Source organism: Flagellimonas sp. ABD4_174 (assembly GCF_056160185.1).
Genome location: NZ_JBSWWP010000001.1, coordinates 243,772 through 257,650 on the forward strand (window position 1 = coordinate 243,772; position 13,879 = coordinate 257,650).

Consider the following 13,879-nt stretch of genomic DNA (forward strand, 5'->3'; position numbering starts at 1 on the left):
TCATGATCCGGGGAAATCGGCTTTACGTTTTTCCAAAAATGCTGATGTACCTTCTTTAAAATCGTCGGTTCCAAAGCAATGGCCAAAAGCATCGATCTCCACAGAATAGCCATCGGCGTCATACTTAAAACCAGCATTTACCGCTTTTATTGCGTGTTTTATGGCAACTGAGGAATTATTCGATATCCTGCTTGCAATTTTTGTACAAAAGGGCAACAGTTCTTCCGAAGAAACCACATGGTTCACCAATCCGTAACCAAAGGCCTTGTCCGAATCTATCATTCCGGCCGTCATAATCATTTCCATGGCCCTCCCTTTTCCTATCAATTGCGGCAATCGTTGCGTTCCGCCGTAGCCTGGGATCAAACCTAAGGAAACCTCGGGCAAACCCATTCGTGCATTGCTACTGGCCACTCTAAAATGACATGCCATGGCCAATTCCAATCCACCGCCAAGGGCAAAACCGTTTATGGCCGCTATTACGGGAGTGGATAGATTTTCCACAAAATCGAACAGCGTACGCTGGCCTGTAGCGGCAAGTTGACGCCCTTCCTTCACCGAAAACTCGGCAAACTCCGAAATATCGGCACCGGCCACAAAGGCCTTTTCCCCACTTCCGGTTATTATGATCGCCTTAATATCCTTGTCTTCTTCCAATTCTTTGAACGCTACATGTAACTCCTCTATGGTCCTTTTGTTGAGCGCGTTCAATTTTTTTGGCCTGTTTATGGTAATTGTGGCCAAATTGTTTTCTTCTTCAATGTAAATGTTCTCGAAGTCCATGTTTGCTATAAATTTGAAATGGTCTATTAATTTTTCCGTTCTGTACTTTGCTCTTTTGGGAACCTTACACAAAAAACTGTCCCCTTGCCTACTTGAGAAGTAAAGGTAATGGTTCCGCCATAGTTTTCCACAATGTTCTTTACCATTCCCAGGCCCAAACCTGTTCCGCTTGACTTTGTAGTGAACTTTGGCTCATAGATCTTGTGCTTAAATTCTTCCGATATGCCTATGCCGTTGTCCGCCACCGAAATTTTTACTTCGGGACCATCAGTTGCAACGGTCACCAATATTCGTGGGGAGTCTACCCCGGGTACTGCCTGTATGGCATTTTTCACCAAATTGGTAATTACCCTGATCAGCTGTGTTCTATCCAGTTTGGCAACGATTTCCTCTTCGTCCGCTATAAAATGAATATAATCCTCGTTAAAGATCTCCAAGGCCAGCTTCACAACTTTTACCACGTTCAAGGTTTCGTTCTGTTGGGCCGGCATATCTGCAAAACTGGAGAATGCCGTGGCGATATTGCTCATGGTATCTATCTGCTGGATCAACGTTTTGGAAAACTCTTTCAGTTTTTCGTGGATGTCTGGGTCGTTGGGGTCAAATTTGCGTTCAAAACTCTGTACGGTAAGGCGCAAGGGTGTTAATGGGTTTTTTATCTCGTGCGCTACCTGTTTGGCCATTTCCCGCCATGCCTGTTCCCGCTCGCTCCGAGCCAATTTTACGGCACTTTCCTCAAGCTCATCGATCATTCGGTTGTACGAATCCACCAATTTTTCTATTTCTTCGCCCGGACGATCTAAATAGATTTTTTCATTTTCCTGGGTAAGATTGGTCCGGTTCATTTTATCGGATATCGCCTGCAAGGACCGTGTAATGTATTTTGATATGAAATAGGCAAGAATTATGGCCGCAATCAACATTAACACATATACCATTCCCAACCTGAAAAGAAATTCCTTCAATTCCATATTATTGAAGGTGTTATCCTCAAAATAAGGTAAGTGCAAAATACCAATGGGCTTAAATTTTAGGTCGTGGATATAGGTGTAGGTGGATTGATAGTTATCCCCTGCAGCTCTTTTTTCCTCAACAAACCGTGTTTCTCCACTTCCTCTTAAAAAATTAAGTATCTCGGCATCCAAGCACGTTGCAAATGTGTTCGAATCAAAACTGGGCCTTGAGTTTTTGACCAGATTGCCTTCCAGATCGTATATATTGAAATTTACGTTTTGAATGTTGGCTATCTTGTAAATGTCCTCACTAAAAATAAGATGAAGATTTTCGGTAGTAACCGGGTAGGTGGTCTCTTTTAATGTGTAATTGATACTTTTGATCAATTGCTCCTCCTTACGTTCCAATCTTTCGTTATGGTAATCGTCCCCTTGTTCCTTATATTGGTAAACCGTAACCCCGGCTATAAGTACAGAGGCAACCACTACCAAGGTGATCATGGCAAAGAAAATACGTGATCGTAAGGATAGTTTTCTAAACAAGCTCGCTTGATTTAATGATAAATTTACGCAATTATCGAGCCAAGTCGAGATATATCCACGGCAGTTTTACGTTTAGGCATTGGGGTTTCTTTCCCGCACTTTCTTGTACCATCGTATTCCCAACATCAACAATATCATCAATAAAAACATGCCCACAATACCGTAAATCCAATTGAAGGCGCTTTTTAAGACTACCAAAAAAACGACCGCAAAGAGAATAAGGGTCGCCACTTCGTTCCAGATACGCATAAACTTTGAGGTGTACTTTACTTCATCGTGTTGCAACTGTTTAAATATTTGATGACACTTAAAATGATACCCAAAAAGCAAGGCCACAAAGGCAAGTTTTACATGCATCCAAGGTTGTTGTAGCCATGCCGGCATTAAAATTAAGAGCCAAATGGCCGTAAGCGTGCAAATAATTGCAGAGGGCCATGTGATGATGTACCACAACCTTTTGGTCATTAATTTTAACTGTTCGGATAAAATTTCCTTATCCGGTGACGGTTTTTGCCAAGCCTCAATATGATAAATAAAAAGCCTTGGAATATAAAAAAGCCCGGCAAACCAAGTTACCACAAATATGAGGTGCAACGATTTTATATAAGGATACAGCAAAAGATCTACGTTTTAATTTTACAGCTGAATGGCACCAATGCCATTCTCCCAAAGTTTGGTGTTAAAATTAGGGATTTCTGTTTGTATTAAAGTTTCTGCCCGTTGTTTTAATCCGATCCATTGGGCATCCAACTCTGCTTTTCTATCTTTTGATGGTTGATTGATCTGTGGCAGTTCACTGTTGCTTTGGTTCATCACAAAAAGATACTCTGCAGTAAACTTGTTGGGAAAATTCTCCACATCGTCATACGCTTGGGATTTACGTTGCACCATTTCCTGGTCCCAGGACCTAAGTTTGTCCAACAAGGCTTGCCCTTCTTGTTTTAACCCTTCATTGTCCATATCCTTGATCAGTGCTCCCAATTGACCTTGTACTTTTTTTAGCTGGTTCACTCTATTGTGCATCTCGGTTACATTGGCCTCAAAATCGTTCATGATCGCATCGTATTCCGCAAAACGTTCCTTGCTTATGTTTGTTCCTGGTGTTAGGATTACCGTTCCTTGCACGGTAACCACTTCATCTCCTGCCTTAAGTTTGATGGTGTACTCCCCCGGAGGCACTTTATGGCCGGTAAAATTGGCTTCGATATAAACGCCCGGGACACTCGGAACTATTGGTGTTTTTAAATCCCACACAAAACGGTTCAAGCCTTTATCGGTCCCCAGAACCGGAGCAGGCGGGGCACCCCCACCATTATGGGGAATATAACCAGGGTCTTTTTTTGATGTAAAACTCCGTACCACTTTCCCTTGTGTGTTCGTAATTTCCATAGTTACTTCGGATGAATCCATTTGTTTTGGGAGATGGTAATAGATTACCATTCCATTAGCTGGGTTTACCCCCTCAAAAGGGTTGGTACCGCTCAAACTTTTAGAATTACTGTTCATGGGACTGCCCCAAGAGCCAAAAATGGCCTCTTCTGGTTGGTAAAGCCCCAGACTTTGTGGACTGCCATTGTATTGCGACAGGGTAGTAATATTATCCAAGATCCAAAAGCTTCTGCCCGATGTGGCCACGATTAAGTCCCCTCGGTGCACTTTTAAATCGGTGATGGGTGTCTTGGGCAGATTCAATTGCAAGGGCTCCCACTTTTTACCATCGTTCCAAGAAACATACAATCCTTTTTCGGTGCCGGCATATAATAGTCCTTTTTGTTCCAAATCCTCACGGACCACTCGGGTAAATGCTCCATATGGTATGCCATTGCTGATGTTTGTCCAGTTTTTTCCGTAATCGGTGCTTTTGTACAGGGCGGGGGTGTAATCGTTGAACTTGTAGCGGGTCGTGGCAATATAAATAGTACCAGGATTGTGTGGGGATACTTCGATGGCGTTGACCAAACATTCCTTTAACCCCTTTGGGGTTATATTTTGCCAAGTCTCTCCGCCATTTTTGGTAATATGTACAAAACCGTCATCACTTCCTGTAAGTAAAACGCCCTTTTCATGTGGCGATTCAATAATATAGGCCAAGGTTCCATAGTTTTCAGCGCCTACTGCTTCGTTGGTGTATGGACCTCCTCCTTTTCCTTGGAGTGCATCTTGGTCTCTGGTAAGGTCTGGTGAAATTTCTTCCCAAGTTACGCCATTATCCCGTGTTCTCAGTACCAATTGTGCTCCATGATAAAATGTTCCCGGCTCGTGTTTGGACCATATGATCGGTGCATTCCAATTGTACAAGTATTTCATGTCGCGGGCATCCCTACCCAAGTATTGAATTGGGGCCGCCATAACCTTGCTGGACATTTTGGTTTCCATGTCCAACAACTCTATTGTGCCTAAATAACTTCCTCCCATCACATACCTCGGATCGTCGGGATCAAAGGCCAAAAATGCACTTTCGCCTCCTGCGGAATAATGCCAATCTTCTTGGTTGATGCTCCATCTGCCCAACGAAAGACTTGCAATTTTTACCGAGGTATTGTCCTGTTGTCCTCCATAAATGTTGTAGGGGAATAGGTTGTCCGTATTGATTCGATAGAATTGAGCCGTGGGCATATTGTCCAATGTGGACCAATCCTTTCCGTAGTTAAAAGTTATGGCCGCACCTCCATCGTTGGCCATCACCATATTTTTGGAATTATCGGGGTTGAACCACAGATCATGGGTGTCGCCATGGGGCACAGAGATAGTCTCCCAAGTTTTCCCACCATCTTCGGAACGTAGCATAGGTGCACTTAACACATATACGGTATTTTCGTTGTTGGGATCGGCAAAGACCTCAATATAGTACCAGGCGCGTTGCACCAATCTGTTATCACCGCTCACCATATGCCAGCTCTCCCCTGCATTGTTCGATACAAACAAACCGCCTTTATCTTGATTGGAATCGCTCTCGATCAAAGCATATACCTTTTCAGAATTTACAGGACTTACGCTAATGGCCATTTTGCCTTTTTCTTCTGGCAGGCCTTTGGTCATCTCTTGCCAAGTATTTCCTCCATCGGTGCTTTTGTAGAGACCACTGCCCGGTCCACCGCTGATTACGATATTGGGTTTACGCTGGTGTTCCCACATAGCCGCATACAGAATCATTGGGTTGTTTGCGTCCATTGAAAGTTCGGCAGCTCCCGTACCTTCGTTTACATAAAGGATTTTCTCCCATGTTTTTCCGCCATCCATAGAACGGTAAACCCCTCTTTCCGGGTTGGGGGCATATAATGCCCCTTGTGCGGCAACATATACAATTTCAGGGTTTGTAGGATGAATTATTATCCGCGAAATATGTTGAGTTTTTTCCAGGCCGAGCTTTACCCATGTTTTTCCAGCATCGTTGGACCTATATACACCGTCTCCATAAGAAGTCATTACCCCCCTTGGAGCGTGTTCTCCCATCCCACAGTACACAATATTGGGATTGGATCGGGAAACCGAAACTGCTCCCACGGAGCCCATTTCAAAATAACCATCGGAAATGTTTTCCCATTTGCCGCCGGCATTACTGGTTTTCCACAATCCTCCACCAGTGGTTCCCATATAATAGGTAAGTGGGTCTCCAACTACACCGCTAGCGGTAACAGACCGACCACCACGAAATGGGCCGATGTTCCTAAATTTCATGGGTTCAAAATAATCGTTGGCGGTCTGGGCGAATGCTAGCGTCCCAAAAACGCTGCATAACAGAAAAAGAAGTCCTTTTTTCATGGTAAATGCTGGTTTGTTTAAGAAGTATGGTAGTCTAAAAAAAGAAAAGCCCCTATGTTTTACGTAGGGGCTTTGGTGTATTATTCCTCAATGCTCAAATAATCCAATTTGAGTTGATTGAATTCATTATTGAATGCTCCAATTTCTTGGTCCACAAGTTTATCAAAAGCCTCCAACTGCTTTGTAATTTGTGCAGACAGTTCATTTTTTACAGCGATATCCTGATCTGTTGGAGGGAAATCGTCGATTGAAACCAAACTGTTCAAATGTGCCAGTTTGTTGGTAAGCTTTATCGGGAAGTTCAATGGATCTTGATTACTTCTGTTTTTGGTCTGATACAGTTCTTTTTCAATGGCACCAAATTCCTCCTTCATCTTTTTGGCTTTTTCCACCAATGCTTTGGTAGCCTCATCATCCTTATATTTTTTGATGAACTCGTCCAACTTTTCGTTGATGGCCCTTATTTTTTTAATGGATTGATGTGCTCTATCCACAGTTTGGTTTACTTCTGTGATAAAATCGTACTGCTTTTGCATATCGGCCACCGAAACTTCTGCCCTAGGGTCTGGAAGAATGGTAAATTCCTCCGTTTGGTCGTTGCCGTTCACATTTAAACTTACTTTATAAGTTCCGGGAACAGCTTTGGGACCGCTTAAGTTGGCCCACCAAAGAATCATGCCCTTTAATCTTTCGGCTCCTTTCCCCCGGGTATTCCACACAAAGGTATTCCCTCCTTTTTTAGCTTCTAGTTTTTTACCTCTTTCTTTGGAGAATGTGCTGTATGTGGCCAAGGTGTCTCCGTTCATTTTGGTATAGGTCAACGAAACGCTGTCCTTTTCGGAGAAATCCTTCAGATAAAAATGGGTAATTACGCCATTGGCAAGGTTTTCTCCTTCGGTTTTTGATGGTCTTCTGGCCTTTCTTCCCTTGATTCTATAACTATTTCTTGGTTTGTACAAAATGGAGCTTGCAGACTTCTTAGTATTGTCCAATTGATGCAAAACGGTAAGGTCGTCTATCACCCAAATACTTCTACCTTGGGTGGCCACGATCAGGTTATCGTCCTTGATCGTAAGGTCGGTAACGGGAACTATGGGCAGGTTCAATTGGAACTTTTCCCAGTTCTGACCATCGTTGAAGGAAATATACATTCCGGTTTCGGTACCGGCATACAACAACCCTTTTCTTTTCGGGTCTTCCCTTACCACACGGGTAAAGTGTTCATTTTCTATTCCATTGGTAATCTTGGTCCAGGTTTTTCCATAGTCGGTGGTCTTGTACAGATAGGGGGTAAAGTCGCCCAGTTTGTATCGAGTGGCGGCAACGTAACACGTACCTTCATCAAAAGCAGAAGGTTCTATGCTATTGATCATGTTCCACTCCGGCATATTGGGCGGTGTCACATTTTCCCAAGTCTGTCCTCCATTTTTGGTAACGTGGATCAGTCCATCATCACTACCAACCCAAATCAATCCCTCGGTCAATGGGCTTTCGTTAGCAGCAAAAATTGTACAATAATATTCTACACTTGTATTGTCCTGGGTAATGGGCCCACCACTGGAAACCAATTTATCGGGATCATTACGGGTAAGATCATCGCTCAACAATTCCCAGCTTTGGCCTTCGTTGGTGCTCATATGCACATGGTTGGAGAAAGTGTATAGTTTTTTTGGATCATGCTTGCTGAACATTATTGGAAAGTTCCACTGAAAGCGATATTTCATCCCTTCCGCTCCATAGCCCATAGGGTTATCTGGCCACACATTTACCGCCCTTGCTGTTTTATTGGCGTGGTTCACTCGGGTTAAAAAACCTCCGTAACTCCCTCCATAAACAATATCATTATTGTTTGGATCCACTGCAATATGAGCGGATTCGCCACCTGCGGTAGATTCCCAATCGTCTTCGCCGATGGACCCATCGTCACTTCTATAATTTACCCTCAAGGTGGAATTATCTTGCTGTGCTACATAAATACGGTAAGGGAAAGCGTTATCTGTGGTAACCCTATAAAATTGAGCTGTTGGCTGGTTGTGGTATGTACTCCAAGTTTCACCGCCATCATAACTTATCTGGGCACCACCATCATCGGCAATAATCATTCTATTTGAATCCTCCGGGGCTATCCAAAGATCGTGATGGTCACCGTGGGGCGCATTCGAAGATTCAAATGTTTTACCACCATCGGTACTTTTATGATAATTTACATTCAATACATACACTACATCCTCGTTGTTGGTATCTGCATATACCCTAGTGTAATACCATGCCCGTTGTCTTAAACTTCTATTGCTGTTAACCAACGCCCATGTTTTTCCGCCATCTTCGGAACGGTACAATCCTCCTTTATCTTTATTCTCAACAATGGACCATACCCTATTACTGTTCTTAGGGGAAACCGTAACACCAATAATACCCAAAGTATCTGATGGAAATCCTTCGTTTTTGGAAATTTCGGTCCAAGTTTCTCCACTATCGGCACTTTTCCAAAGAGCAGACCCTTCTCCACCGCTGCTCAAGCTATATGGGGTACGCTGTACCCGCCAAGTAGAAGCATAAAGTATTCTTGGATTGTTTGGGTCGACTATAAGATCTACGGCTCCTGCGATATCGTTCGCGTAGAGCACTTTTTTCCAAGATTGACCACCATCTGTACTTTTGTAAACACCTCTTTCGGTGGTTGGTTTGTACAAATTGCCCATTACGGCCGCGTAGACTATATTGTGGTCTGTAGGGTGAATCCTGATACGTGAAACATGCCGACTTTTATCCAAACCCAACGATTTCCATGTTTTACCTGCATCCTCGGTTTTCCATATTCCGTATCCTGAAGAAACATTGCCCCGTACAGTTTTTTCTCCACCTCCAACATAAATCACGTTTCGGTCACTTTGTGCTACGGAAACGGCACCGATACTTCCGCCAAAATACCCGTCGGAAATATTTTCCCATGAGCGACCCCCATCCGTAGTTCTCCATACACCTCCTCCGGTAGCACCAAAATAAAATAGGTTGGGCTCTCCGGGCACACCGGTTACCGTTGCGGAACGACCTCCTCTAAATGGGCCGATCAATCGGTAATCTAAACTTGAGTACAATTCTTCGGGGTATTCCGGTGCGCTTTGTTTTTTATTTCTGCGCTGGGAATGCACTGGTGTAACAAATAATGATACGGTAAGCAAAAGCAAACCAATTTTGAAAAAGCAAATCTTCATTTTTAAAGTGTTGAGTTAGTCTGCTTTAAATGTAGTGAAAAACCCGCAAAAAAATTACACTTTATTTTGTACTTTAACCATCCTTACAAAAAACAAAACCATATTTATTTCTTAGTGTTTCCGTTCACTTTTTTTAAAGGGAAATTGTTTTTACCGAAAAATGAATGGATGCGTAAGGGTTAAAATAACCAGAATCAACCATGAACAAAAGAGAGTTTATTAAAAAGAGCAGTGTTGGGGCCTTGGGCATAATGCTGGCTCCTTCCTTTTTGGAAAAAGGGTTTGCCAAAGAAAAGCTAAGAACTGCACATATTGGTGTGGGTAATATGGGTATGGAAGACCTTAAAGCTATTTCTTCGCATGCCGCTGTAGAAGTAGTTGCCCTTTGCGATGTGGATGCCATCAACCTATCGGCTGCGCACAAAATGCACCCCGACGCACGTGTCTTTTTTGATTATCGTGTGATGTTGGAAGAAATGGGGGATGAAATCGATGCGGTAATCGTATCGACCCCGGACCATACTCATGCACCGGCTTCGTTATTGGCCATGGAAATGGATAAGGCGGTATATTGCCAAAAACCATTGACCCACTACGTGTCCGAATCCAGGGAGATGAAAAAAGTAGCGGAAGAAAAAGGCTTGATCACGCAAATGGGCATTCAGGTGCATTCCTTTTACGATTACAAACTCGCCACACTTTTGATTCAGTCCGGTATTATTGGTAAAGTGCATACCGTACATGCATGGTCGCCAAAAAATTGGGGGTATGATGGACCATTGCCCCAAGGCCAAGACCCAATTCCGGATCAATTGGACTGGAATCTATGGTTGGGAACTTCCACCAAACGACCCTATAAAAAAAATCTGTACCACCCCGGCAATTGGAGAAAATTAATGGATTATGGTTGTGGAACCTTAGGAGATATGGGAGTACATATTTTTGATACGCCTTACAACGCGCTCCAATTGGATGTTCCCATAACCATTAAAACGGAATGCCGTCCGAGCAATGGATTTGGGTTTCCAGAAAACAATACCGTTACCTATGAATTTCCCGGCACTAGATACACGGGTAAATCCCTAAAATGGATATGGTACGATGGTCCAGGTGCTCCCACAATGCACGAAGACCTTTTATTGCCCGGCATGGAAATGAAAAAGAATACCGCATCCGTTGCTAAAAGCGCAAAAGATAAAATTTCTTTGGATGCCGGAGTGGCGGGTGAAAATGAATTGCCAGAACAAGGAGCCATGTTTGTAGGTGAAAAAGGACGGTTATTGCTGCCCCATTTTATGCAATTGCCCAAAAAATTCAGAAAAGGGAAATACGTGGATATTTCAAGGGAAATTACCAAAGTTTCGAAAGAACACAACTTAGGTGAGCCCATCCGAAATTATAATACTGAGGGCCCAAAGCATTATCATCAGTTTGTAGATGCTTGTTTGGGCAAAGACAAGACAACCGCTCCTTTTGACTATGCTGCCCGATTGACCGAGACCATTCTTTTGGGAACCATTGCAGGTCGTTTCCCTGGCGAAACTTTGCATTGGAATGCCGAGACCGCCCAGTTTCAGGAAGAAAAAGCAAACAAATATCTGTCCGGGGATTACCGGAATTTTTAATCATAAAAAATATATATGTCATCCACCCAGGAATATTGGCTCAGCGGCCCAATAGAAAATGTACCATCACTTTTACAGCCCGCTGCCCACGCTTTGTTGCAATCAGTCAGGGAAACAAAGAACTATTTGTTGGATTTTCCAGAAGAAAAACTCTGGGACACACCCTTCGGCAGGGCTTCTGTAGGATTTCATCTCCGTCATCTTACCGGGGTATTGGACCGATTGCTCACTTATGCAAAACAGGAGACACTCACGGATGAGCAATTCCAATTTTTAAAAAACGAAGGTAATGGGGAAAAAGCACCTTCGTCGCAACAATTGATCACCGAATTTGAGCAAAAGGTCAACGAAGCTCTGGACTACTTTAAAACCATTCCCGAGTCTACACTAACAGATGAAAGGTTTGTGGGGCGAAAAAAATTGCCGACCACCATTATCGGTTTAATCTTTCATTCGGCCGAGCACAGTCAAAGGCATGTGGGACAGTTATTGGTAACGATTAGTGCGCTAAAAGCGTGATTTATTGCCGATTGTAACATTCTTACATCATTTTACACTAATCTAACGGAGACTTTCTCCTTTTTTTATAAATTAATCATCTAAATAAAACACTACCATGGATATTTTTGGAAAGATCAAAGAAAAACTCAGTAATGAGTTTATTGATATTGTTGAATGGCTCGATTATACCGATGACACCATAGCATATCGATTTGAACGCTATCAAAACGAGATAAAGAATGGCGCAAAGCTTATTGTCCGGGAAGGACAAACGGCAGTTTTTATCAACGAGGGCCAACTGGCGGATGTTTTTGAACCGGGCACTTACGACCTTACAACTCAGAACCTACCTATTTTAGCTACCCTAAAAGGTTGGAAATATGGGTTCAATTCTCCATTTAAAGCAGAGGTTTACTTTGTAAACACCCACTTGTTTACCGATGAAAAATGGGGTACAAAAAGCCCAATTACATTAAGTGATGATCGCTTCGGATTGGTGGAAATCCGTGCTTTTGGGACCTATGCCTTCAAAATTTCCGATGCAGGCAAATTTATCAAGGACATTGTAGGAACCGACAGTAATTTTACCAATTACGAAATCAACGAACACTTAAAAAGTCTGATTGCTACACGGTTCACGAATACCGTTGGCCAAGCCAATTTGCCCATTGAACTATATGCTGCCAACACTACGGAACTTTCTGATACTTGCCGCGAGGTGATGTCTCCCGAGTTTGAGAGTGTGGGTATTTCCTTGGAGAAATTCTACATTGAAAATGTATCCATGCCCGAAGATCTTAAAAAGGAAATCTTCGAGTACAGCCGTATCGACAAACTTGACCTGGACAAATTGACCAAGTTCAAGACAGCCAAGGCTATCGAGGCCGCTGCCCAAAACGAGGGCGGAACCGCTGGAGCAGGAATGGGCATGGGCATGGGATTTGTATTGGCCCAACAAATGGGCGGTATGATGGGCGGAAATATGCAAGCTGCCCCACAACAAGCTGCACAGCAAACTCCTGGAGCTGTTCCGCCTCCAATGCCAACGCAGACCATGTACTATTATGCCACCAACGGAGTACAACACGGACCGGTTACATTTGAACAGATGCAATCCCTTTTTGCCTCAAGAACCATTAACCGTGATAGTTTGGTATGGAAACAGGGTATGTCCGCTTGGACAGCATTGAAAGAAGTAGAGGAACTGAAATCCTTTTTAGGAGGCAACACACCACCACCATTACCAACGGAATAACATTATCCAATGTCATTTCGAAGGGACTAGCAACGGAGAAATCCAACTTTAAAAATGAGATTTCTCAATCGTTACTTTGCAACTTCTTTCGAAATGACATTTTATCTCAATTGATATAGATGTCCGCCTCTGCGGAAAAGCAAGCATGGAAGAACCAACAATTCAAAAGACCGAACTCAAAAAAGCCTGTGTCAATTGTGGCGCAGAGCTTAAATACAAGCCCGGTACTACCCAGATAAGCTGCGAATATTGCGGACATTTGGAGACCATTGCCTTGGATGAAAACGGGTTCGAGGAATTGGAGCTGTATCCTTTTCTTGAAGAAATGGGTGCACAAAAGCACAGTGAGGAAATTTCTATGCTCCATTGTAAAAACTGTGGCGCGGATCAGCACGTAGAGGAAAACTACAAATCCCTGCATTGTGTGTATTGCGGTCAACCCTTGGTTATTGAAGATACCTACAAAGAAGAATGGATTCTTCCTGGTGCCGTACTCCCGTTTCAAATAGATAAGAAAAAGTCCTTTGGGATATTCAAAAATTGGGTTAAGCGCTTATGGTTTGCCCCAAACAACTTAAAAAAAGCAGCGCTCGACCCCCAATTTACCAAAGGTCTCTACTTGCCCTACTGGACCTTTGATGCGCAACTGTTCGCCACCTACACCGGCCAACGGGGCGAATATTATTACGAGACTAAGAGAGTACGCAATTCCAAAGGAAAAATGGTGACCCAAAGGGTACGGAAAACTAGATGGTACCCTGCTTCTGGACAAGTTTCAGGATTTGTGGACGATACCTTGATCAAGGCATCCCACCAAAAAACAGGTCGTATTCCCTCAAAAATTTCATCTTGGGACCTTTCTAAACTTCAACCTTTTGATAGTGGTTTCCTGTCTGGGTTCGTGACAGAAAAATATACCATACCCTTAAAAGATGGCCACCTGCATTCCAAAGAAGTGGCAAGGGATATTGCAGATTCCTGGTGCAGGCGTGATATTGGCGGAGATACTCAGCGCGTAACCTCCATGGACATGAAATTGACCGAGGAGACCTTTAAACATATCCTATTGCCAGTCTATGTGAGTGCTTACCGATATAATGGAAAAGAGTACAACTTTTTCATTAACGGGGACAATGGCCGCATCTCTGGAAGTCGTCCGTATAGTTTTTGGAAAATCTTCTTTACCGTGCTCTTAGGTCTACTTATTGTGGGTATTATTATCTTCCTAGCCCAAAAATAATT

General features: G+C 43.2%; 9 protein-coding genes. 4 read left to right on the forward strand and 5 right to left on the reverse strand.

Going from position 1 to position 13,879, the window contains the following annotated elements:
* The 5 genes from ACXAFK_RS01065 to ACXAFK_RS01085 form a co-directional block, all read right to left on the reverse strand.
* Positions 1-783: an enoyl-CoA hydratase/isomerase family protein gene (locus tag ACXAFK_RS01065; RefSeq protein ID WP_224835871.1), complete on the reverse strand. Its 783-nt coding sequence runs from the start codon at positions 781-783 to the stop codon at positions 1-3.
* Positions 784-809: 26 nt separating this feature from the next.
* A complete protein-coding gene (locus tag ACXAFK_RS01070) occupies positions 810-2,237 on the reverse strand; it encodes a sensor histidine kinase (RefSeq protein ID WP_224836434.1) in 1,428 nt (475 codons plus the stop codon).
* 114 nt (positions 2,238-2,351) lie between these two features.
* On the reverse strand, positions 2,352-2,897 hold the full coding sequence (locus ACXAFK_RS01075; RefSeq protein ID WP_252081078.1) for a CopD family protein: 546 nt from the start codon (positions 2,895-2,897) through the stop codon (positions 2,352-2,354).
* 18 nt (positions 2,898-2,915) lie between these two features.
* On the reverse strand, positions 2,916-6,041 hold the full coding sequence (locus ACXAFK_RS01080) for a VPS10 domain-containing protein (protein WP_474956510.1): 3,126 nt from the start codon (positions 6,039-6,041) through the stop codon (positions 2,916-2,918).
* 80 nt (positions 6,042-6,121) lie between these two features.
* Complete coding sequence (locus ACXAFK_RS01085; protein ID WP_474956511.1) at positions 6,122-9,256, reverse strand: VPS10 domain-containing protein; 3,135 nt, start codon at positions 9,254-9,256, stop codon at positions 6,122-6,124.
* 200 nt (positions 9,257-9,456) lie between these two features.
* Between ACXAFK_RS01085 and ACXAFK_RS01090 the strand changes: the two genes are divergently transcribed.
* The 4 genes from ACXAFK_RS01090 (at position 9,457) to ACXAFK_RS01105 (ending at position 13,877) form a co-directional block, all read left to right on the forward strand.
* Complete coding sequence (locus ACXAFK_RS01090) at positions 9,457-10,881, forward strand: Gfo/Idh/MocA family protein (RefSeq protein ID WP_474956512.1); 1,425 nt, start codon at positions 9,457-9,459, stop codon at positions 10,879-10,881.
* 15 nt (positions 10,882-10,896) lie between these two features.
* Positions 10,897-11,400: a DinB family protein gene (locus ACXAFK_RS01095; RefSeq protein WP_474956513.1), complete on the forward strand. Its 504-nt coding sequence runs from the start codon at positions 10,897-10,899 to the stop codon at positions 11,398-11,400.
* A 97-nt stretch (positions 11,401-11,497) separates the two neighbouring features.
* Positions 11,498-12,637: an SPFH domain-containing protein gene (locus ACXAFK_RS01100; protein ID WP_474956514.1), complete on the forward strand. Its 1,140-nt coding sequence runs from the start codon at positions 11,498-11,500 to the stop codon at positions 12,635-12,637.
* Positions 12,638-12,782: 145 nt separating this feature from the next.
* Entirely contained in the window at positions 12,783-13,877 is a 1,095-nt protein-coding gene (locus tag ACXAFK_RS01105; protein ID WP_474956515.1) for a TFIIB-type zinc ribbon-containing protein, read from the forward strand.
* Positions 13,878-13,879: the final 2 nt, after the last annotated feature.